General features: G+C 71.1%; 19 protein-coding genes. 15 read left to right on the forward strand and 4 right to left on the reverse strand.

Features of this window, described 5'->3' with window-relative positions; genetic code table 11:
* Positions 1-38: 38 nt before the first annotated feature.
* A complete protein-coding gene (locus tag AB0G04_RS36965) occupies positions 39-860 on the reverse strand; it encodes an ElyC/SanA/YdcF family protein (RefSeq protein ID WP_360992899.1) in 822 nt (273 codons plus the stop codon).
* 42 nt (positions 861-902) lie between these two features.
* On the opposite strand from AB0G04_RS36965, the gene AB0G04_RS36970 reads away from it, so the two are divergent.
* A complete protein-coding gene (locus tag AB0G04_RS36970) occupies positions 903-1,745 on the forward strand; it encodes a GNAT family N-acetyltransferase (protein WP_360992902.1) in 843 nt (280 codons plus the stop codon).
* Between the two features lie 17 nt (positions 1,746-1,762).
* Here AB0G04_RS36970 and AB0G04_RS36975 read toward each other — a convergent pair whose 3' ends face one another.
* Positions 1,763-2,563, reverse strand: a complete 801-nt coding sequence (locus tag AB0G04_RS36975) for a class I SAM-dependent methyltransferase (protein WP_360992905.1) — start codon at positions 2,561-2,563, stop codon at positions 1,763-1,765.
* Between the two features lie 154 nt (positions 2,564-2,717).
* Positions 2,718-4,955 carry a glycoside hydrolase family 3 N-terminal domain-containing protein gene (locus AB0G04_RS36980; protein ID WP_360992908.1) on the reverse strand — a complete coding sequence of 746 codons (2,238 nt, stop codon included), beginning with the start codon at positions 4,953-4,955 and terminating at the stop codon, positions 2,718-2,720.
* 305 nt (positions 4,956-5,260) lie between these two features.
* Between AB0G04_RS36980 and AB0G04_RS36985 the strand changes: the two genes are divergently transcribed.
* From AB0G04_RS36985 to argG, 13 genes are all read left to right on the forward strand, one after another.
* Positions 5,261-6,439: a glutamate-cysteine ligase family protein gene (locus tag AB0G04_RS36985; RefSeq protein WP_360992911.1), complete on the forward strand. Its 1,179-nt coding sequence runs from the start codon at positions 5,261-5,263 to the stop codon at positions 6,437-6,439.
* Between the two features lie 174 nt (positions 6,440-6,613).
* A complete protein-coding gene (gene egtB / locus AB0G04_RS36990; RefSeq protein ID WP_360992914.1) occupies positions 6,614-7,900 on the forward strand; it encodes an ergothioneine biosynthesis protein EgtB in 1,287 nt (428 codons plus the stop codon).
* Positions 7,900-8,640, forward strand: coding sequence for an ergothioneine biosynthesis protein EgtC (gene egtC, locus AB0G04_RS36995; RefSeq protein WP_360992917.1), 741 nt, complete (start codon positions 7,900-7,902; stop codon positions 8,638-8,640). The genes egtB and egtC overlap by 1 nt, the downstream gene beginning before the upstream one ends.
* Positions 8,641-8,673: 33 nt before the next feature.
* Positions 8,674-9,630, forward strand: coding sequence for an L-histidine N(alpha)-methyltransferase (egtD, locus tag AB0G04_RS37000; RefSeq protein ID WP_360993055.1), 957 nt, complete (start codon positions 8,674-8,676; stop codon positions 9,628-9,630).
* A 226-nt stretch (positions 9,631-9,856) separates the two neighbouring features.
* Complete coding sequence (locus AB0G04_RS37005) at positions 9,857-10,384, forward strand: hypothetical protein (protein WP_360992919.1); 528 nt, start codon at positions 9,857-9,859, stop codon at positions 10,382-10,384.
* Positions 10,385-10,664: 280 nt separating this feature from the next.
* The gene (gene argC, locus AB0G04_RS37010) at positions 10,665-11,666 is read left to right on the forward strand and encodes an N-acetyl-gamma-glutamyl-phosphate reductase (RefSeq protein ID WP_360992922.1); all 1,002 of its coding nucleotides are present in this window, start codon (positions 10,665-10,667) and stop codon (positions 11,664-11,666) included.
* The gene (argJ, locus tag AB0G04_RS37015; RefSeq protein WP_360992924.1) at positions 11,663-12,835 is read left to right on the forward strand and encodes a bifunctional glutamate N-acetyltransferase/amino-acid acetyltransferase ArgJ; all 1,173 of its coding nucleotides are present in this window, start codon (positions 11,663-11,665) and stop codon (positions 12,833-12,835) included. Before argC ends, argJ begins: the two co-directional genes overlap by 4 nt.
* 13 nt (positions 12,836-12,848) lie before the next feature.
* Positions 12,849-13,715 carry an acetylglutamate kinase gene (gene argB / locus AB0G04_RS37020; RefSeq protein ID WP_360992927.1) on the forward strand — a complete coding sequence of 289 codons (867 nt, stop codon included), beginning with the start codon at positions 12,849-12,851 and terminating at the stop codon, positions 13,713-13,715.
* Positions 13,712-14,857 (forward strand): acetylornithine transaminase, encoded by a 1,146-nt coding sequence (locus AB0G04_RS37025; RefSeq protein WP_360992930.1) that lies wholly within the window; start codon positions 13,712-13,714, stop codon positions 14,855-14,857. Before argB ends, AB0G04_RS37025 begins: the two co-directional genes overlap by 4 nt.
* Positions 14,854-15,786, forward strand: coding sequence for an ornithine carbamoyltransferase (gene argF, locus AB0G04_RS37030; protein ID WP_360992933.1), 933 nt, complete (start codon positions 14,854-14,856; stop codon positions 15,784-15,786). Before AB0G04_RS37025 ends, argF begins: the two co-directional genes overlap by 4 nt.
* The gene (locus AB0G04_RS37035; protein WP_360992935.1) at positions 15,783-16,283 is read left to right on the forward strand and encodes an arginine repressor; all 501 of its coding nucleotides are present in this window, start codon (positions 15,783-15,785) and stop codon (positions 16,281-16,283) included. The genes argF and AB0G04_RS37035 overlap by 4 nt, the downstream gene beginning before the upstream one ends.
* Positions 16,284-17,177: a hypothetical protein gene (locus AB0G04_RS37040; RefSeq protein WP_360992938.1), complete on the forward strand. Its 894-nt coding sequence runs from the start codon at positions 16,284-16,286 to the stop codon at positions 17,175-17,177.
* Positions 17,174-18,406 (forward strand): argininosuccinate synthase, encoded by a 1,233-nt coding sequence (gene argG / locus AB0G04_RS37045; protein WP_360992941.1) that lies wholly within the window; start codon positions 17,174-17,176, stop codon positions 18,404-18,406. The genes AB0G04_RS37040 and argG overlap by 4 nt, the downstream gene beginning before the upstream one ends.
* 55 nt (positions 18,407-18,461) lie before the next feature.
* Here argG and dapE read toward each other — a convergent pair whose 3' ends face one another.
* Positions 18,462-19,517: a succinyl-diaminopimelate desuccinylase gene (gene dapE / locus AB0G04_RS37050; RefSeq protein ID WP_360992944.1), complete on the reverse strand. Its 1,056-nt coding sequence runs from the start codon at positions 19,515-19,517 to the stop codon at positions 18,462-18,464.
* Positions 19,518-19,758: 241 nt separating this feature from the next.
* Between dapE and argH the strand changes: the two genes are divergently transcribed.
* A complete protein-coding gene (gene argH / locus AB0G04_RS37055) occupies positions 19,759-21,195 on the forward strand; it encodes an argininosuccinate lyase (protein ID WP_360993058.1) in 1,437 nt (478 codons plus the stop codon).
* The last annotated feature ends 66 nt before the right edge of the window (positions 21,196-21,261 follow it).

Genomic DNA, 21,261 nt, shown 5'->3' on the forward strand with positions numbered 1-21,261 from the left:
GCGGGCGATGACGGGGTCAGTCGCGGGCGATGACAAGGTCAGCCGCGGCTGACGGCCTCCTCCACGCCCGTCTCGTGGCGGCCCAGGAAGACCGGGTCCCGGCCGGTCAGGACGTCGGCGGCCGCCTTGACCGCGGCTCCGTACTCGCGGATCTCGCCTCGGAGCCACACCGCCTCGTGCACACGTACCGTGTCGTCGCCCACGCCGGTGGCCTCGATGCCCTGTTCACGGCAGAGGGCCACCGCCCGGGGCAGGTGGAAATCCTGGGTGACGACGATGGCCTGGCGCACGCCGAAGATCTTGCTGGCCCGGACACATGAGTCGTAGGTGTCGAAGCCGGCGTGGTCGAGGACCACCCGGTCGGCGGGTACACCCCGGGCGACCAGCCAGGCCTGCATCGAACCCGGTTCGTCGTACGTCCATTCGGCGTGGTCACCGGAGACCAGGATCGCCTTGACCTTGCCGTTCTCCAGGAGCTGGCGGGCGATCTCGAGGCGGGCGGCGAGGAAAGCCGAGGGCTGGCCGTCATCGCCGACCTGTGCGCCGAGGACCAGCGCGACCGGGGCCGCGGGCACCGAGGCCACGTCATAGAGGTGGCCGGCGGCGGACGAGCGTAACCATTGGGCACAGCCGATCGCGACGAGGACCGCGACGATTCCGCTCAGGGTACCCACCGCCGTCAGGCGGCGCAGCCGTCGCCAGGAGAGGAGTCCCGTGAGCGTGCCGCGCAGCCGTGCCACCGGGCCACGCCGCGAGCCTGCCGACGGGTCGCCGGGTGACTCCTGGCCGGCCGGTCGGCTCGGTGGCCGGCGACGGGCGGTACGGGTCATCCAGCTGGGGATCAAGGGTCGCTTCGGCACCGGTCCGAGGTTGGCACATCGGGTCAATGGCAGCATGGCGCCATGATCGATGTCGTTGCTGACCAGGATCCGTTGGTGCGCTGGGCGCTGCATGCGCGGGACGCGCGGGTGTGGCGGCGTCCGGGTGCGGTGGTCGTGGCCTGCCCCGGTCTGTCGCACTGGGACCGGCTGGTGATGAACGGCGATCCGGCGGCGGTGGCGGAGTTGCTGCGCGAGGTGCTCGCGGAGACCGGGGAGACGTTCCGGCCGTTCGGCACCGAGGAACTCGTCACCGAGCTGGTGGCCCGCGTGCCGGAGCTCGAGATCAGCGCCACCTTCGCCTGGATGGAGACGACGACCCCCGTCGGGCCCGGGCCGGTGGACAGCAGGGAGGCGCGGGCCGCAGGTGTGGCGGGCGGTGAGTCCGAGACCGCGGATATGGCGGGCGGTGAGGCACGGGCCGCCGGTGTGGCAGGCGGTGAGGAGTCAGCGGCCGGGCGGGAGCCGGCGGCAGGGCGTGCGGTGGAGCCGTTCTGGCTGACGGAGCCGGAATGGCCGGAGGTGACGGCGTTGATCCGGGAGGCGTATCCGGAGTCGTACGCGTGGCCGGGTCATCCGGACGTGTACCGGTGGGCGGGCATCCGCGGGGCGGACGGTGAGCTGCTGACCGTCGCCGCGGAGGCCTGGTCGACGCCGGAGATCGGGTTCATGTCCGGGGTCGCCACCCGGCCGTCGGCGCGCGGGCGGGGCCTGGGTGCGGCGATCTGCGCGTTCGTCGCCGACGATCTACTCACCGGACGTGAGAGGGTCGCGCTCCTGGTCGACTACTGGAACACGGCGGCGCTGGCGACGTACACGCGATTGGGTTTCGGGCTCCGCCGCGTAGCCGCCGCCCGCCGTCGCTGAAACCGGAGGACGGCCGGCTAGAGGGCCGCCCGGCGGGCGGTGTAGATCAGGTACTCCCAGTTCATGGCACCGCCGCCGAGATCGTGGCGGTCCGCCAGGGCCAGGAGGTCCGCGTCGAGGGCCGCGACGCGGGCCGGATCGTCGGCGATGTTGCGGTAGACGGCGATCGCCGGGCCGTAGTTGCGCTTGAAGTAGTCGCGGAACTCGGCGCCACCGCCGAAGTGGTCGACCCGCAGCTCCTGACGCTCCAGCCGGACGTCGGTGACACCCGCGCCGAGCAGTTCCGCCAGGTGGCCGGGATCACCCCACAGCGGCGGCGGCTGGGCTCCCGGAGGCGGCGGGGCGGCGTACGGCTTCATGGTCGCGAACATCTGCCCGACGAATCCCTGCGGTGTCCAGTTGGCCAGGCCGATGCTGCCGCCGGGCCGGCACACCCGGAGCAGTTCGGCGGCGGCGGCCGTGTGGAACGGCGCGAACATGACGCCGATGCAGGAGATGACCGCGTCGAAGGAGGCGGTGTCGAAAGGCAGTGCCTCGGCGTCAGCTTCGACCCAGGTCAGCGGTACGGGTGAGTTCTTCTCGCCGATGGCTAGCAACTCCGGGGTCAGGTCACTTGCGGTGACCGTGGCGCCGGCCAGTGCGGCGGCGACGGCTGCGTTCCCGGTGCCCGCCGCGACGTCGAGGACGGTTTGCCCGGGGCCGATGCCGACGGCCCGGACCAGGGCCGGACCGAGGGGTGCGACGATTTCGGAGGCGATCGCCGGATAGTCGCCGGAGGCCCACATGGCACGGTGTTTGGTCTTCACGGTTGTCGTCATGTCACCGACAGTAGGGACTTCCGGAGGTCCCTACCGGGTACACGACGGTATCGCCGTCGGGGTGCGGGCCGGAGAACCGCCGCCGCGTTCTGTCCGGATGTCCGGGCAGTTCGTGTTCGCGGCGGTTCCCCCGGCCTCGGCGGAGCGGGTCCGGTCAGGAGATCCGGAACTTCGCGGCCAGCAGTGCCGCCGGCCGCGAGTTCGGGCCGACCAGCAGTTCGAAGTCGCCGGCTTCGACGACGCGGCGCCCGTCGGCGTCGACAAGCGTGCAGTCCGCGGCCGGCACGTCGAGGTTCACCGTGACGCTCTCGCCCGGCGGCACCGTCACCTGCCGGTACGCCTTGAGTTCCCGGCTGGCCCAGGTGACGCTGGTGACCAGATCGCTCACATAGACCTGCACGGTCTCCAGGGCCGGTCGCGTCCCGGTGTTGCTGAGCCGCACGGTGGCCCGGACCACGCCGTCGGCGGCCACGTCGGGTTCCTCGATGCTCAGCCCGTCGTAGGTGACGGTGGTGTAGCTGAGGCCCTCACCGAAGGCGAAGAGCGGGTCCTGGGTGAGGTCGGCGTACCTGGTGCCGTGCTGGCCGCGTACCTGGTTGTAGTAGATCGGCTGCTGTCCGGCGTGGCGGGCCGCGGAGATCGGCATCCGGCCGGACGGCTCGATGTGGCCGAGCAGCAGTTCGGCGATCGCCTGACCGCCGCGCATGCCGGGGTTGAAGGCCTGCACGATGGCGGCCGCACCGAGCGCCGACGGCGGCAGCGTGTGCGGTTTGCCGTCGATCAGGATCACGATCATCGGGGTGCCGGTGGCCGCGACCGCGTCGAGCAGTGCGATCTGACCGCCCTGCAGTTCCAGGGTGGCGGTCGACTTGTGCTCGCCGTTCAGGTTGACGGTGTCGCCGACGACCACGATGGCGTAGTCCGCCGCGGCGGCCAGCCGGGCGGCCTGCTCCAGGCGTGCCGGGTCGGCCGGGATCCCGACCGAGATCGGCGGGCGCGGCTGGCCGTCCGGGAAGGTCTCGCCCTCCGGGTCCGGGACGAGGCGTTCGATCTCGACGGCCGGGTCGAAGTCGATCTGCCAGCCGTCCGGCAGCAGGTCACGAAGCCCGTCGAGGACGGTCGAGGTGAGTTCCCGCGGGTGGCCGTCGGGCATCCAGTCGACCTGGCCCGAGTTCCCGGCCCAGTCGCCGAGGTGCGCGGACACGTCGTCGGCGTTCGGGCCGAGCAGTGCGATGCGCTTCGATGCCGACGACGGAAGCGGGAGTACGCCCTCGTTGCGCAGCAGCACCAGCGACCGGCGGGCGATCTCCAGGTTGAGCAGGGTGTGCTCGGAGCAGCCGATCACCTCACGCTGCCGGTCGGCGTCGGGGGTGCGCGGGTTCTCGAACAGGCCCAGCTCGAACTTCAGGCGCAGGATCCGGCGTACCGCGGCATCGATCTCGTCCTCACCGAGAACGCCGCGCCGGATCGCCTCCTGGGCGCCTTCGAAGAAGGCCGGTGTCGTCATGATCAGGTCGTTCCCGGCCTTCACGGCGACCGCGGCGGCCTCCGCGTAGTCGGCGCAGACCTTCTGTTCCCAGACCATCCGGCCGACGTTGTCCCAGTCGGTCACGAGGGTGCCGGCGAAGCCCCACTCCTCCTTGAGCACGTCGTTGAGCAGCCATTTGTTGGCGGTGATCGGTACGCCGTCCATCGACTGGTAGCCGAGCATGAAGACCCGGCAGCCCTCGGCGGCGGCCCGCTCGAACGGCGGCAGGAACCAGGAGCGCAGCTTGCGCCGGCTGATGTCGGCCTCGCTGGCGTCGCGGCCGCCCTGTGTCTCGGAGTACCCGGCGAAGTGCTTGGCGGTGGCCAGGATCGCGGTCGGGTCGGTGAGGCCTTCGCCCTGGTAGCCGCGGATCATCGCGGCGCCGAGTTCACCGATCAGGTACGGGTCCTCGCCGAACGTCTCGTCCACCCGGCCCCAGCGCAGGTCGCGGGCGATGCACAGCACGGGTGAGAAGGTCCAGTGCACGCCGGTGGCGGCGGCCTCGACCGCGGTGGCCCGGGCGACCCGCTCGACCAGGGCGGGGTCCCAGCTGGCGGCCATGGCGAGCTGGGTCGGGAACACCGTGGCGCCGGGCCAGAAGGCGTGACCGTGGATGCAGTCCTCGGCGGTGATCAGCGGGATCCGCAGCCGGGTGCGGGCGGTCAGCTCGGCGGCCTCGACGAGTTTGGCCGGCGAGGTGTGCAGGATCGATCCGGCGAGCTTGTCGAGGACGATCTCCGAGAGGTCCTGGCGGGCGTCGAGCTGGAGCATCTGGCCGACCTTCTCGGGCAGCGTCATTCGGCCCAGCAGATCCTCCACACGCTCACGCACGGGGAGCGAGGAGTCCTGATATGGCAAAGGCATGCGTTTCTCCGAGGGGTCTGCCGAACACGAACGGTTGCGAGTCTTCCACGTCCGGAACCGGTTCCGGCACCCCGTGACGGTTCCGGAACTTCATCATGCGGGAAGACTTGAGGGGAGGCGAATGTCAGAGGGTGCCGGTAAGGTCCTAACCGGATCGGACGCAGAGAGATCTGTTGATTACTCGTTGTAGTCATTGGGGGAGTATGGGTTCGGCTGACCGGGTCCTTCGTCGGACCTCTGAGGCGATTGAGCACATAACCGGCATCTGCTTCAAGACCGGGCCGCCACGGCAGGTGGGTGCCGAATTGGAGTGGACCACACATCGAGCCGCCGACCCGTCCGTGCATCTGCGGGCCGGCGACCTGGCCGAAGCGCTGGGCGTGCACGCCCCGGCGGCTCTCGGCAATCCGCAACCCGTGCCGCTGCCGGGCGGCGGCACCGTCACCGTCGAACCGGGCGGACAGGTCGAGATCTCCTCGGCCCCGGCCGGCTCCCTCGCCGAACTGCACGCCGCGGTCGAGTCCGACCGTCAGGTCCTGACCGGACTGCTGGCCCGCAGCGGCATCGTCCTGGGGGAGCAGGGCCTCGATCCGCACCGGGCGCCCCGCCGGATCCTCGACACCCCGCGCTACGCCGCGATGGACCGTGCCTTCGACGACGCCGGGCGCACCATGATGGGTGCGACCGCCGGCCTGCAGGTGTGCCTCGACGCGGGCGAGCCCCACCAGATCCCGGCCCGGTGGGCGGCGCTGCACGAGGCCGGCCCCGCCCTGCTGGCCCTCTTCGCCAACTCCCGGCGGCACGGCTGGGCGTCGGCGCGGACGGCCGCCTGGCACGGTATCGACCCCCGGCGGGCAGGACCCGTCCCGTCATCGGCCGACCCGGCGGTGAGCTGGGCACACTACGCGCTCGAGGCGCCGCTGCTGTGCGTGCGGCGCGACAGCGGCCGGTGGGACGTCCCACCCGGCGTCACCATGGCCGATTGGATCGAGGTCGGTGGCATCGAGGGCGGACCGGGCGGCTCCGGACGGATCGGCGCCCGGCGCATCGGCCCGCGCAGGTCACGGCCCCCGATCCTCGCCGACCCGGTCACCCGGCCACCGGCGATCGCCGACCTCGACTATCACCTCAACACCCTGTTCCCGCCGGTACGCCCGCGCGGCTACCTCGAGGTCCGCTACCTCGACACCCAACCCGGGGAGGAATGGATCGCCCCGGCCGCCGTGGTGACCGCGCTGCTCGCCGACGACGACCTCACCGGCCGGGCCCGGGAGCTGGCCGCCCCGGCAGCCGGCCGGTGGGACGCCGCGGCCCGGCTCGGACTGGCCGATCACCCGGTGCGTGAGGCCGCCACGGCCCTGGCCGACCTGGCCTGCCGCCACCTGGATCGGACCGGCCTCCCGGCGGCCGTCCGCGACCGGGTAACCGGCATCGTCACCCGCCGACTGCACGACTCCTACGCCAGAGAGGGCATCCCCGCATGACTGACTGCACCGAGCGGCAGCCCGCCGCGCCCGATCAGGAACGTCTCCGGCGAGGGCCGGGAGTGCATGCGAAGGCGGGCACAGCATGACCGACTGCACCGAGCGGCAGCCCGCCGCGCCCGATCAGGAACGTCTCCGGCGAGGGCCGGGAGGGCATGCGAAGGCGGGCACAGCATGAGTGACCTGCGGCTGGTGATCGCGACCGAACTGGAGCGCGCCCGGGCCCGGACCGCGCTGCTCACCGACGCCGTCGACGACGACGACCTGACCAGGCAGCATTCGCCGCTGATGTCCCCGCTCGTCTGGGATCTGGCGCACGTCGGCAACCAGGAGGAACTCTGGCTGGTCCGGGACGTCGGCGGACGCGACCCGGTCCGGCACGACATCGACGAGCTCTACGACGCCTTCAAACACGCCCGCAGCGACCGGCCGGCGCTGCCGCTGCTCAGCCCGGCGGAGGCGCGCGCCTACACGGCCCGGGTGCGGGACAAGGCGCTCGACGTACTGGACCGGGTGCGGTTCGACCAGGGCCGGCGGCTGGTGGACGGCGGGTTCGCGTTCGGCATGATCGTCCAGCACGAGCAGCAGCACGACGAGACCATGCTGGCCACGCACCAGCTGCGCGGCGGCACTCCGGTCCTCACCGCCCCCGCACCCCCGGCCGGCGGCGAGACCGCCGCGGAGGTCCTGATCGACGCGGGAAGATTCACCATGGGTACGGACACCGAACCCTGGGCCCTCGACAACGAACGGCCGGCCCACCCGGTCGACGTCGGCGCCTTCTGGATCGACGCCACTCCGGTCACCAACGGTGCCTACCTGGCGTTCATGGACGCCGGCGGCTACGACGACCCGCGCTGGTGGAGCGAACGCGGCTGGCGGTACCGGCAGAAGGCGGACCTGACCGCGCCGTTGCACTGGATCCGGGACGCCGGCGGCTGGCTCCGCAGCAGGTTCGGCCACGTCGAACCGGTCAGAGCCGACGAGCCGGTTGTGCACGTCTGTTTCTTCGAGGCCGAGGCCTACGCCGCCTGGGCCGGGAAACGCCTGCCCACCGAGGCCGAGTGGGAGAAGGCCGCCCGCTGGGACCCGGCGACCGGCCGCTCCCGCCGGTACCCGTGGGGCGACGACCCGCCCGGCCTGCGCCACGCCAACCTGGGCCAGCGGCATCTCAGCCCGGCACCGGCCGGCGCCTACCCGGACGGCGCCTCGCCGCAGGGAGTGCACCAGCTCATCGGCGACGTCTGGGAGTGGACCTCCTCCGGTTTCCACGCCTACCCCGGGTTCTCGGCGTTCCCCTACCGCGAGTACTCGGAGGTGTTCTTCGGCGGTGACTACCGGGTACTGCGCGGCGGCTCGTTCGGCACCGACGCGGCCGCGTGCCGGGGCACCTTCCGCAACTGGGACCATCCGATCCGGCGGCAGATCTTCAGCGGGTTCCGCTGCGCACGGGACGCCTGATGTGCCGGCATCTCGGGTACCTCGGTCCGCCCGTACAGCTGCGGAACTTGATCTTTGATCCGCCGCACGCCCTCGCCACCCAGGCGTGGGCGCCCCGCGACATGCGTGGCGGAGGCACCATCAACGCCGACGGCTTCGGTGTCGGCTGGTGGCCGCCCGGCTCCGGCACCGCGGTGCGTTACCGCAGCGCGATGCCGATCTGGACGGACGCGTCACTGCCCGCGCTGGCCGCCGCCACCTCGTCCCCGGCGATCCTGGCGGCGGTCCGCTCGGCCACCGTCGGGCTCCCGGTCGTCGAGACTGCCGCCGCGCCGTTCACCGACGGCCGGTGGCTCTTCAGTCACAACGGCGTCGTCCGCGGCTGGCCTTCGGCCGTCGCCGCGCAGGCCCGTGACCTTCCGGTCGAAGATCTGCTCACCCTCGACGCGCCCACCGACTCCGCGACGATCTGGGCTTTGGTACGCGCCAAACTGCGGGCCGGAGAACCCGCGTCGAAAGCCGTCACCACCGTGGTCGCCGAGGTGGCCGCCGCCGCCCCCGGATCCCGGCTGAACCTGCTGCTCACCGACGGCGCCCAGCTCATCGCGACCACCGTCGGTCATGCGCTGTCGGTCCGTTCGCTGCGTGACTCGACCCTGATCAGCTCCGAACCCCTCGACCCCGGCCCGGCCTGGCAGCCGGTCCCCGACGGCCACCTGGTCGTGGCTTCCGCCACCCAGGTGGAGATCACCCCGCTGTAGCGATTCCCGGTGAAAGGTGTTCGACCCGTGACTTTGGACCAGCACCTCAACGACGACTACCTGGCCCGTGAACTGCGCGCCGACGTACGCAACGGCCTCACCGCCGACCCGCGACAGCTGCCGCCGAAGTGGTTCTACGACGCCCGCGGCAGCGAACTGTTCGAGGAGATCACCCGGCTGGAGGAGTACTACCCGACCCGTACCGAACGAGCGCTCCTCGAACAGCACGCCGCCGCTGTGGCCCGCGCCACCGAGGCGAAAACCCTGGTGGAGCTCGGTTCCGGCTCGTCGGAGAAGACCCGGCTGCTGCTCGACGCACTGGTCGCCCACGGCACCCTCGGCGCGTTCGTCCCCCTCGACGTCTCGGCGTCCGCCCTGTCCGCCGCCGTGACGTCGCTGACCGAGGCCTATCCCGGCCTCAGCATCCGCGGCGTCGTCGCCGACATGACCCGTCACCTGCGCCACCTGCCCGACGGCGACAGCCGGCTCGTCGCGTTTCTCGGCGGCACCATCGGCAACCTCGTTCCCGGCGAACGCTCCGCCTTCCTGAGTTCCCTGCGATCGGTGCTGCACGAGGGCGAATGGCTGCTCCTCGGCGCCGACCTGGTCAAGGATCCGACTGTGCTGGTGCCCGCGTACGACGACCCGGCCGGCGTCACCGCCGCCTTCAACCGCAACGTCCTGCACGTCATCAACCGTGAACTCGGCGCCGACTTCGATCCGGCCGCCTTCGGCCACGTCGCGCTCTGGGACCCGCGGCAGGAGTGGATCGAGATGCGCCTGCGTTCCCACCGCGACCAGCGGGTCCGGATCGAGGCCCTGGACCTGGACGTGCCGTTCCCGGCCGGCTCCGAACTGCGCACCGAGATCTCCGCCAAATTCCGCCGCGAAGGCCTGACCACCGAACTCGAGGCGGCTGGCTTCACGCCACGCCACTGGTGGACCGACGAGCGGAACTGGTTCTCCTTGACGCTCGCCCAGGCCACCTGACCAGCACCGTCCGAGCTGGCCGGGCCCTGCGCTGCCGGGGTGGCTGCCCGGCGTGACATCGGACCGGGCAGGGTGGATGGTTGACGCTTCGTGCTTTTCTTACGGTGCCGTCCGGCGGACCCGTCGGCACGGCGCCGTTTCCGCGACGGGGGCATCCCGGAAGTTCAGCGGCGCCGGGCCACGGCTCCGGCGCGGCAGCATGAGGCGTCGACCGAGGGGGTGCCGCATGGAGTCCGACCACGCGGACCGGGTTCCGCCACCCGATGACCAGCCGCCGGCGGACCCGCCCGCGGACTCCGATCCGGTCTCGCGCGAACCGCACCTCACGCTGGTGGACGCGGTGCTCGCCTCCTCCCGCGCCTACGACGCCTGGACGGCCAACGGCGGCCCGCGCCCGCAGTTGCCGCGGGGCTGGGAGGCCCTGTGGCGCGACGCCGTCCGCCGGCAGACCGACCTCGCCGGTGAACCGGAGGAGGAGGCCCGCCGTTCCGTCCAGGCCATGCTCGACCAGCTGACGCGCCTGGACCGGGCGGCCGGCTGGTTCCGTACCGACCGGAGACTCCGCGAACGCGCGATCGCGGAGACGCTTCTGCACGGCACAGGTCTCGGCCCGGCCGTCCCCAGCCGGCCGGCCCAGCTGGCCTGGCAGCGCCAGCGCGGTCTGCGCCCGGTCGACTACGCCAAGATCCAGGCCATCGCCGCGGCGCAGGACGACTGGCTGGCCGCCTGGAACGACTGGGCCGCCATCAACTGACGCAAGCCGGGCATGCGGTCCGGATCGCCGGTGTCGGCTTCGGCCGTGAGCGGCAGGGTCGCCCACGGCCCGGCGGGCGCTGTACGGGCCGGAGGAGACGCCCGCGTCGTGGTGCAGTCCGGGACGGCCTCCATTCTGCGGAGCGCGCACGTCCGTACGAAATCGGAGAAAAACGACCGGTGACCGGCCGCATCGCTCAGCATGCGGGATGGGTCGTTTCTCGGTTGCTGCCGAGGGTGGGAGTTGATACGTTCTTCTGCATAGTCATACGGAGGTAGGCATGGGAATCAGGGTCGCGGTGGCGGGAGCCAGTGGCTACGCGGGCGGTGAGTTGCTGCGCCTGATCGCCGGACATCCGGAGTTCGAACTGGTCGCGGCGACCGCGCACAGTCAGGCCGGTTCGCCGGTCAGCGCGGTGCACCCGCAACTGGCTGGACTCGATCTGACCCTCGGCACCACCGATGCGGCCACCCTCAGTGGGGCTGACCTCGTGTTCCTTGCTCTGCCGCATGGGCAGTCGGCGTCCGTGGCGGCTCTGCTCGCGCCGGACACGAAGGTCGTCGACCTGGGTGCCGACTTCCGGCTGGAGAGCGCCGAGCAGTGGACCCGTTACTACGGTGGCGGGCATGCCGGCACGTGGACCTACGGTCTGCCGGAGCTGCCGGGTGCGCGGGCGGCGATCGCCACGGCGACCCGCGTGGCGAACACGGGTTGTTATGCGGCGACGATCACTCTGGCGCTGGCGCCGTTGATCGCGTCGGGCGTGGCCGACCCGGAGGATGTCGTGGTGGTGGCCAGCTCGGGCACGTCGGGGGCCGGGCGCAACGCCAAGGTGCACCTGCTGGCCAGCGAGATCATGGGTGACCTGTCGCCCTACAAGGTCGGCGCGCACCAGCACGTCGCCGAGATCAAGCAGGCGACCGGAGCCTCCTCGCTGTCGATGACGCCGATCCTGGCGCCGATGCCGCGCGGCATCCTGGCGACGGTCACCACGCGTCGTCTCAACGGCGGCGATCCGCGGGAGGCGTTGCAGGCCGCCTACGCCGACGCGCCGTTCGTGCACGTGCTGCCGGAGGGCGTCTGGCCGCACACGGCGGCCACCGCGGGTTCCAACTCGTGCCACCTGCAGGCCACGGTCGACATCGACTCGGGCCGCATCATCGTGGTGAGCGCGCTGGACAACCTGGGCAAGGGCGCCGCCGGCCAGGCGGTGCAGAACGCCAACATCATGTTCGGCCTGCCCGAGACCACCGGCCTGTCGGTGTTTGGAGTAGCCCCGTGACCGTCACCCATCCCAAGGGATTCCGGGCCTCCGGCGTTGCCGCCGGGCTCAAGGCCAGCGGCAACGCCGACGTCGCCCTGGTCGTCAACGACGGCCCCGACTACACGGCCGCCGGCGTGTTCACCGGCAACCGGGTGAAGGCCGCGCCGGTGCTGTGGAGCCAGCAGGTGCTCAGGGGCGGCATCGTCCGCGCGGTGATCCTCAACTCGGGCGGGGCCAACGCGTGCACCGGCTCGCAGGGTTTCCGGGACACGCACGCCACCGCCGAGCACACCGCCACGGTGCTCCGCGGCGGCGCGAACCGGATGATGATCGGCGCCGGTGACGTGGCGGTCTGCTCGACCGGCCTGATCGGCGAGCTGCTGCCGATGGACAAGCTGCTTCCGGGTGTGAACGCGGCCGCCAAGGCGCTGGCCGCCGACGGTGGCGCCAGGGCCGCCGAGGCGATCATGACGACCGACACGGTGGCGAAGAACGCGGTCGCCCAGCGGGACGGCTGGTCGGTCGGCGGGATCGCGAAGGGCGCCGGCATGCTGGCCCCGGCGCTCGCCACCATGCTCGTCGTGATCACCACCGACGCGTCGGCCGACAACGAGGTGCTCGACGCCGCGCTGCGGGCCGCGACCCGGGTCACCTTCGACCGGATCGACGCGGACGGCTGCATGTCCACCAACGACACGGTGCTGCTGCTGGCCAGCGGTGCCTCCAACCGGCAGCCGTCGCCGGCGGAGCTGACCGCGGCGGTCACCGAGGTCTGCCACGATCTGGCGCAGCAGCTGATCGCCGACGCCGAGGGCGCCACCAAGCACATCGCGATCGAGGTGCAGGGCGCCGCCAGCGAGGCGGACGCCGTCCAGGTCGGGCGCACGGTCGCGGGCAACAACCTGGTGAAGACGGCGTTCTTCGGCAACGACCCGAACTGGGGACGCATCCTGGCGGCGATCGGTACGACAAGCGCGGCCTTCGAGCCGGACCGCATCGACGTGGCCATCAACGGCGTGTGGATCTGCAAGGGCGGTGCGGCCGCCGAGGACCGCAGCAAGGTGGACCTGTCCGGGCGGGACGTCAGTGTGACGATCAACCTGCGCGAGGGCGAGATGAGCGCGACGATCTGGACCACGGATCTCTCCCACGCGTACGTGCACGAGAACTCGGCGTACTCCTCATGAAGGCGATCCGGAAATGAAGGCCCAGAAGAAGGCCGAGATCCTGATCGAGGCCCTGCCCTGGCTGGAGCGGTTCCACGGCACCACCGTCGTGATCAAGTACGGCGGCAACGCCATGATCGACCCGGCGCTGCAGGAGGCGTTCGCCGCCGACATGGTGTTCCTGCGGCTGGTCGGCATCAAGCCGGTCGTGGTGCACGGCGGCGGCCCGCAGATCAACCGGATGCTGAAGCGGGTCGGCATCGAGTCGGAGTTCCGCGGCGGCCTGCGGGTCACCACGCCGGAGACGATGGAGATCGTCCGGATGGTGCTGACCGGCCAGGTCGGGCGGGAACTCGTCGGCCTGATCAACCAGCACGGGCCGCACGCGGTGGGCCTGTCCGGCGAGGACGCGCGCCTGTTCACCGCGGTTCGTCGCGGCGCCACGATCGACGGCGAGGAGGTCGACATCGGCCAGGTCGGCGACGTCGACCGGGTGGACACGTCGGCCGTCGACGACCTGATCGCGGCGGGCCGCATCCCGGTGATCGCGACGGTCGCGCCGGACGCCGGGGGCGTGCTGCACAACGTGAACGCCGACACCGCCGCCTCCGCGCTGGCGGTCGCGCTCGGCGCCCGCAAGCTGGTGGTCCTCACCGACGTGCCGGGTCTCTACACGAACTGGCCGGACACCTCCTCGCTGACCCGGGAGATCGACGCGGACGCGCTGGAGAAGCTGCTGCCGTCCCTGGAGTCCGGGATGGTGCCCAAGATGGAGGCCTGCCTGCGCGCTGTCCGCGGCGGGGTGCCGGCCGCGCACGTCGTGGACGGCCGGGTCGCCCACTCGACCCTGCTCGAAGTCTTCACGGAAGAAGGATTCGGAACCATGGTGGTCCCCTCATGACTCTGGCCGAACGCTGGCAGCAGTCGATGATGAACAACTACGGCACCCCGGCGATCGGCCTGGTCAAGGGTGAGGGCGCGGTGCTGACCGGTGAGGACGGCAAGCAGTACGTCGACTTCCTCGGCGGTATCGCCGTGAACGCGCTCGGTCACGCCCACCCGGCCGTGGTCGCCGCCGTCACTCACCAGATCCAGCAGCTGGGGCACGTCTCGAACCTGTACGTCTCCGAGCCGCCGGTCGCCTTGGCCGACCTGCTGCTGGCGCTGGCCGGCCGGGCCGGGCGGGTGCTGTTCTGCAACTCCGGCGCGGAGGCCAACGAGGCCGCCTTCAAGATCTCCCGGCTGACCGGGCGTACGCACATCGTCGCCACCGAGGGTGCCTTCCACGGCCGGACGATGGGGGCGCTCGCCCTGACCGGCCAGCCGGCGAAGCAGGATCCGTTCCGGCCGCTTCCGGGCGACGTCACCCACATCCCGTTCGGTGACGCCGAGGCGCTCGAGGCGGCGGTGACCGGGGAGACCGCCATGGTCATCCTGGAGCCGATCCAGGGTGAGAACGGCGTCGTGGTGCCCCCGCCGGGCTACCTCACCGCGGCCCGGGAGATCACCTCGCGTCGCGGAGCGCTGCTCGTGCTGGACGAGGTGCAGACCGGCATCGGCCGCACCGGGCACTGGTTCCACCACCAGAGCGAGGGCGTCGAGCCGGACATGATCACCCTGGCCAAGGGCCTCGGCGGTGGCCTGCCGCTGGGCGCCTGCATCGCCTTCGGGCCGACCGCCGGCCTGCTGACTCCGGGCTCGCACGGTACGACCTTCGGCGGCAACCCGGTCTCCTGCGCGGCCGGCCTCGCAGTGATCCGCACGATCGCGAACGAGGGCCTGCTCGACCACGTGAAGCGGATCGGGGAGCAGATCCGCCGCGGCATCGAAGGTCACCCGCTGGTGAAACAGGTGCGCGGCGCCGGTCTGCTGCTCGGCATCGTGTTCCACGAGCCGGTGTCGGCCGACGTCGCCACGAAGCTGCGGGATGCCGGTTTCCTGGTGAACCCCGCCAAGCCGGACGTCATCCGGCTCGCCCCGCCCCTGATCATCTCCTCCGATCAGGCGGACGCCCTGATCACTGCTCTGGACGGTATCCGGTGACCACCCGCCACTTCCTCCGTGACGACGATCTGACCCCGCAGGAACAGGCCGAGGTCCTCGAACTGGCCGCCGAGATGAAGGCGAACCGGTTCGGCTACACCCCGCTGGCCGGCCCGCGCAGCGTCGCGGTCTTCTTCGACAAGGCGAGCCTGCGGACCCGGCTGTCGTTCGAGGCCGGTATCGCCGAGCTGGGCGGCCAGCCGATCATCGTGGACAGCCAGAACACCCACTTCGGCCGGGGCGAGACGCTTGCCGACGCCGGGCGGGTGGTGGCCCGCTACGTCTCGGCGATGGTCTACCGCACGCACGGCGACGAGCGGCTGGCCGAGCTGGCCTCCGGCGTCCAGGTTCCGGTGATCAACGCCCTGAGCGACGGCTACCACCCGTGCCAGCTGCTGGCCGACCTGCTGACGATCCGCGAGCGGTTCGGTTCGACGGCCGGCAGGGTGCTGGCGTACGTGGGCGACGCCGCCAACAACATGGCTCACTCGTACCTGATCGCCGGTGCGATGGCCGGGATGCACGTGCGGGTGGCCGGACCGTCCGGGTTCGACCCGGCCCCGGCCGTGGTGAGCCGGGCCGGTGAGATCGCGGCGTGGACCGGTGGTTCGGTGGAGGTGCTGCGCGACCCGCGTGAGGCGGCCGACGGCGCGCACGTGATCGCCACCGACACCTGGACGTCGATGGGTCAGGAGGAGGACGGCAAGGACCGGCGCACCCCGTTCTGGCCGTACCAGGTGAACAAGGAGCTGCTGGCCGCCGCCGATCCCACGGCGATCGTGCTGCACTGCCTGCCGGCGCACCGCAACGAGGAGATCACCGACGAGGTGATCGACGGTCCGCAGAGCGCCGTCTTCGACCAGGCGGAGAATCGCCTGCACGCGCAGAAGGCACTGCTGACGTGGTTGCTGGCGGTCAACGCCCGATGAACGCCACGCCGCTGACCAGGGCCGGGAGGCATGCCCGGCTCGTCGACCTGATCCGTACCCGCCGGATCAAGTCGCAGACCGAGCTGTCGGTGATCCTCGCGCACGAGGGTGTCCACGTCACCCAGGCCACGCTCTCGCGTGACCTGGAGGAACTGAACGCCGTCAAGGTCAGCGGCGTCTACTACATTCCCGAGGACGGGCACCGGCCGTTGCGGGAGACCACCGAGCACGGCCCAGCCCGGCTGATCCGGCTGCTGAGGGAACTGCTCACCGGCGTCGACGCGAGCGGCAACATCGCGGTGCTGCGTACCCCGCCGGGCGCGGCGCAGTTCCTGGCCAGCGCCCTGGACCGGTCCGGGCTCTCGGACGTGGTCGGCACCATCGCCGGCGACGACACCATCTTCGTGGTGGCCCGGGACTCGGGTCCCACGGCGGGTGCGGCGCTCGCCGAGAAACTCAGCAACTGGAGCAGGTCCGACCACGAGGAGAGCCGCTAGATGACGTTCCCACCCGCGGTCGAGGCCCGCTTCCCGGACTTCGCCGACCACACCGACACGCTTGTCGGGCACGGTGTCGAGTTCTTCCTCGCCTCGAACGACACACTGCGGACCCATCTCAACGAGACGCCGTACGGCCACAAGCTCACCTGGCTGGACTTCACCGACACCGCCGAGAAGGACTGGTCGATCCGGGACTTCCTGAACTTCTTCAACGTGATCAACGGCATCGCGTTCGGTGACCGGGGCATCCCGATGCCGCAGTGGGTGATGGTCGACCTGATCCTGATGCCGGCCGCGGCGCTGATCGCGGGCCTGCCGCAGGAGCAGTTCGCCGACATGGTCGAGCGGTCCACGTTCCGCTTCGACACGGACGTGAAGCAGTTGCTGCGCAAGGTGCAGCAGGACATGAGGGACAGCGGTTACCGCGGCCCGGTCCCGGTCGGTGGCTACTGCGCCGCCCCGAGTGCCGAGCCGGGCCGCTGGGTGGGCTGGTCGCTGTGGTCGCTGATGCCGGCGGTGGGCCTGGGCAAGGCGGCGAAGGCGCTGGCCCTGTCCGCGTACCGGGCGCAGAAGCTGGACGGCGTCACCCAGTACGACAACAGTGCCCTCAAGGTGCACACCGAGTTCGGCGCGCTGAAGATCCTGGTCGCGACCGTCCCGTTCCACACGTCGCCGGGTTCGTTCGTCTACCAGAGCGACCTGACGCTTCCGGCCGGGGGAGTGCCGCCGGAGCCGACCTTCCTGCTCGATCCGTTCGACTACAGCCGCCAGCGGGCGATGCAGAAGGACATCGAAGCGGGCCGCTGTGAGTTCCATGTCCTGCCGCCGGGTCATGTCCGCCGGGACGGTAAGACATATGTACCGATTCTCGAGAAGGAACTGTCCCGATGACCAAGCGCAAGATCGTTCTCGCCTTCTCCGGTGGGCTGGACACCTCGTACGCCCTCGTCGCCTTCCGCGAGGCCGGCTGGGACGTGGTGACCGCGAACATCGACACCGGCGGCCTGCACAGCGGCGAGGGTGAGGCCGTCAAGGCGCGGGCCGAGGAGCTGGGCGCCGTCGAGCACCACATCGTCGACGCCCGGTCGGAGCTCTACGACCGTGTCATCACCTACGCGATCAAGGCGAACTACCTGCGTAACGGCGCCTACCCGTCATGTGTCGGCGCGGAGCGGCTGATCCAGGCGGAGAAGGTCGTGCAGGTCGCCCTCGAGGTCGGCGCCGACGCGGTGGCGCACGGCTCGACGGGCGCCGGAGCCGACCACGTCCGCTACGACGCGGTGATCCGGGCCCTGGCCCCGCAGCTGGAGATCGTCACCCCGATCCGGGACGAGCGGCTCACCCGCGAGGGTGAGACCGAGTTCCTGCGTTCGCGGGGTTACGAGGTCAGCGAGAAGGTCAAGCTGTACTCGATCAACGAAGGCCTGATCGGCACGTCGATCGGTGGCGAGGAGACCTACGGCTCGTGGGAGTACCTTCCCGAGTCGGCCTGGACCTACACGAAGTCGATCGACGAGGCGCCGGAGAAGGGCGTCGAGCTGCTGATCAGCTTCGAGAAGGGCGAGGTCGTCTCGGCGGTGACCGCGGCCGGCGAGCCGCTGCCCAGCGAGAACAACTACGACATCCTCTCGGCGCTCAACGGGCTCGGCGGCGAGCACGGCGTCGGCCGGGGCATCCACATGGGTTCGACCATGGTCGGCAACCTGGCCCGGGTCGGGTTCGAGGCGCCGGGCATGCTGATCCTCATCGCGGCGCACCGTGAGCTGGAGAAGCTGGTCCTGTCGAACCGGCAGCAGGCGACCAAGGCGACGCTCGGCAACACCTACGGCGACCTGTTGCACGAGGCCGTCTACTTCGACCCCATCATGGACGACTTCCGGGCCTTCCTGGACTCCAGCCAGACGCGGGTCACCGGCACCGTTCGGGTGCTGCTGCACAAGGGCAACATCGTGCTCCTGGGTTCGAAGAGCCCGTACAGCCTGCTGGATGCCGCGACCCGTTCGGGCGTCGTCTACGGTCACGGTTCGTCACTGTGGACCGGTGAGCAGGCGCGCGCCTACGCCCACATGTACTCGGTGCCGGGCGCCATCCAGCGCGCCGCCGCAACCCCCGCCGAATGACAAGCGTGGTGACCTGCGGCTCAGATGTGGGCGCAGGTCACCACCCGGCGGTGCGTCAGCTCAGCCAGCTGAGCAGCACGTGCAGGGCCTGCCTGATCTCCGGCACCGGCACATGCTCACCGTCGGTGTGCGCCTGCAGCGGATCGCCCGGCCCGAAGTTGACCGCCGGAATCCCCAGCCCGGCGAAGCGCGACACGTCCGTCCATCCGAGCTTGGCCTGCGGCTCCCGGCCGACCAGCTCGACGAACTCCTTCGCGGCCGGCTTGTCGAGCCCGGGCCGGGCGCCGGGAGCGGCGTCCACGACCTCCACCTCGAACCCGGCGAACACCTCCCGCAGGTGCGCCTCGGCCGCCGGCACGTCCCGGTCCGGCGCGAACCGATGATTCACGAAGACGGTGCACAGGTCGGGGATCACGTTCCCGGCGATGCCGCCCTCGATCTTCACGGCGTTGAGGCCCTCGTGATACCGCAGCCCGTCGACGACCGGCTCCCGCGGCACGTACGCGCGCAGGATGTCGAGCACCGCCCCCGCGCTGTGGATGGCGTTGCTGCCCTTCCACGAGCGGGCCGAGTGCGCCGCCACCCCGGGCACGGTGATCTTCACGCGCATGGTGCCCTGGCAGCCGCCCTCGACGGTCCCGTCGGACGGCTCACCGAGGATCGCGAAGTCGCCGGCCAGCCACTCCGGGTGGTTGCGGACCAGCCGCCCCAGCCCGTTGAGCTTGGCCGCCACCTCCTCGTGGTCGTAGAAGACGAACGTCAGGTCGTGCCTCGGCGCCTCCAGCAGGGCCAGCTTGAGCATCACGGCCACGCCGGCCTTCATGTCGACGGTGCCCCGGCCGCGCAGGAGGTCGCCGTCGAGCACGGTCGGCAGGTTGTCGGCGATGGGCACGGTGTCGAGATGGCCGGCGAGGACGACCCGGGTCGGGCGGCCCAGCGAGGTCCGGGCCACCACGGCGTCCCCGTCGCGCAGAACCTCGAGGTGCGGCAGGGTGCGCAGGGCGTTCTCGACAGCGTCGGCCAGAGCCTTCTCGTCGCCGCTTACCGACGGAATGTCACAGATGGTCCGAGTGAGCTCGACAACATCACCGGTCAGATCGAGGGTGGTCATGTTGCAAACTTATCAGATCCAAGGCATTTTTATGCGTACGGCTACGTGAGCCGCCTCGTGCGGCCCGCGAGGTCCGGGTCCGTCCCGGCCGTGCCGCGCCCGCCGGGCTTGAGCGGTCCGTCCCACTCACCGCGATGGTGCCGGGCCGCCAATCACGGCCCGCTGCCCAGCGATAGGGTCAGGAAGGTAACGAAACGTGAGCGAACAAGGCCTGATCGAACAAGGCGTGATCGGACAAGGAGTGGGTGTGTCGGATAGCGACGAGCCGACGAGGCTGTGGGGCGGCCGTTTCGCCGGGGGTCCGGCGGAGGCGCTGGCACGGCTGAGCGTCAGCGTCCAGTTCGACTGGCGGCTCGCGCCGTACGATCTGCTGGCTTCCCGCGCCCATGCCCGGGTGCTGGCCAACGCCGGCCTGCTCGACGCCGACGAACTGGGCCGGATCCTCGCGGCGCTCGACGACCTCGCGTCGGCCTGCGCGGCCGGCGAGTTCCGTCCGACGATCGAGGACGAGGACGTGCACACCGCCCTGGAGCGCGGCCTGCTGGAGCGGCTCGGCGCCCTCGGCGGCAAGCTGCGTGCCGGCCGGTCCCGCAACGACCAGGTCGCCACCGACCTGCGGCTCTACCTGCGTGACCACGCCCGCGGTGTGGCCGTGGCGCTGATCGAGCTGGCCGACGCGCTGACCGAGCAGGCCTCGCGCAACGTCGACACCCCGGCACCCGGCATGACCCACGTCCAGCACGCCCAGCCGGTCAGTTTCGGCCACTGGCTGCTGGCGCACGTTCAGCCGCTGCTGCGTGACCTGGAACGGTTGAAGGACTGGGACGCGCGGACCGCGATCAGCCCGCTCGGCTCGGGCGCGCTGGCCGGGTCGTCGCTGCCGCTGGACCCGGCGGCCGTCGCCAAGGAACTGGGCTTCACCGCTCCCGCGCAGAACTCGATGGACGCCGTCGCCGACCGTGACTTCGTGGCCGAGTTCCTGTTCGTGACCGCGCTGATCGGCGTGCACCTGTCCCGCCTCGGCGAGGAGGTGGTGCTCTGGACGTCGACCGAGTTCGGCTGGGTCGAGCTGGACGACGCGTTCGCCACCGGCTCGTCGATCATGCCGCAGAAGAAGAACGCCGACATCGCCGAGCTGGCCCGGGGCAAGAGCGGCCGGCTGGTCGGCGGCCTGGTCGCGGTGCTGACCATGCTCAAGGGCCTGCCTCTGACGTACGACCGGGACATGCAGGAGGACAAGGAGCCGGCCTTCGACGCGGTCGACACCCTGGAGCTGCTGCTGCCCGCCCTGGCGGGAATGATCTCCACGATGACCGTCCGGGTGGACCGCCTGGCCGCCGCCGCCCCGGTGGGCTTCTCGCTGGCCACCGAGGTCGCCGACTGGCTGGTCCGCAAGGGTGTGCCGTTCCGCGACGCGCACGAGATCACCGGCAAGCTGGTGGCGCTCTGCTCGGCGCGCGAGTGCGAGCTCGAGGACGTGACCGACGACGATCTGAAGACGATCAGCGAGCACCTGGACCCGTCGGTGCGCGAGGTCCTCTCGGTGTCGTCGGCGCTGGCGGCCCGCACCACACCCGGCTCGACCGGCCCCGGCCCGGTCGCCGACCAGCTGGCCATCGTGCACCACAAGCTGGACAACTGGCGCCAGTGGGCGGTCGAGAAGGTCGTCCCCCGCTGACCTCGCGGAGGTGACATCGGGACGCCGGGCGGCCGCACCGCCCGGCGTTTCTGTCACAGTCGGCCG

The organism is Actinoplanes sp. NPDC023801, from assembly GCF_040639655.1.
In the GTDB taxonomy this organism is placed as follows: Bacteria; Actinomycetota; Actinomycetes; order Mycobacteriales; family Micromonosporaceae; genus Actinoplanes.

Coding starts and splice junctions, on each gene's coding strand:
- AB0G04_RS36970 (WP_360992902.1), top strand. CDS start 903: ATGATCGATGTCGTTGCTGACCAGGATCCGTTGGTGCGCTGGGCGCTG.
- AB0G04_RS36975 (WP_360992905.1), bottom strand. CDS start 2,563: ATGACGACAACCGTGAAGACCAAACACCGTGCCATGTGGGCCTCCGGC.
- AB0G04_RS36980 (WP_360992908.1), bottom strand. CDS start 4,955: ATGCCTTTGCCATATCAGGACTCCTCGCTCCCCGTGCGTGAGCGTGTG.
- egtB (WP_360992914.1), top strand. CDS start 6,614: ATGAGTGACCTGCGGCTGGTGATCGCGACCGAACTGGAGCGCGCCCGG.
- egtC (WP_360992917.1), top strand. CDS start 7,900: ATGTGCCGGCATCTCGGGTACCTCGGTCCGCCCGTACAGCTGCGGAAC.
- AB0G04_RS37005 (WP_360992919.1), top strand. CDS start 9,857: ATGGAGTCCGACCACGCGGACCGGGTTCCGCCACCCGATGACCAGCCG.
- argC (WP_360992922.1), top strand. CDS start 10,665: ATGGGAATCAGGGTCGCGGTGGCGGGAGCCAGTGGCTACGCGGGCGGT.
- argB (WP_360992927.1), top strand. CDS start 12,849: ATGAAGGCCCAGAAGAAGGCCGAGATCCTGATCGAGGCCCTGCCCTGG.
- AB0G04_RS37025 (WP_360992930.1), top strand. CDS start 13,712: ATGACTCTGGCCGAACGCTGGCAGCAGTCGATGATGAACAACTACGGC.
- AB0G04_RS37035 (WP_360992935.1), top strand. CDS start 15,783: ATGAACGCCACGCCGCTGACCAGGGCCGGGAGGCATGCCCGGCTCGTC.
- AB0G04_RS37040 (WP_360992938.1), top strand. CDS start 16,284: ATGACGTTCCCACCCGCGGTCGAGGCCCGCTTCCCGGACTTCGCCGAC.
- argG (WP_360992941.1), top strand. CDS start 17,174: ATGACCAAGCGCAAGATCGTTCTCGCCTTCTCCGGTGGGCTGGACACC.
- dapE (WP_360992944.1), bottom strand. CDS start 19,517: ATGACCACCCTCGATCTGACCGGTGATGTTGTCGAGCTCACTCGGACC.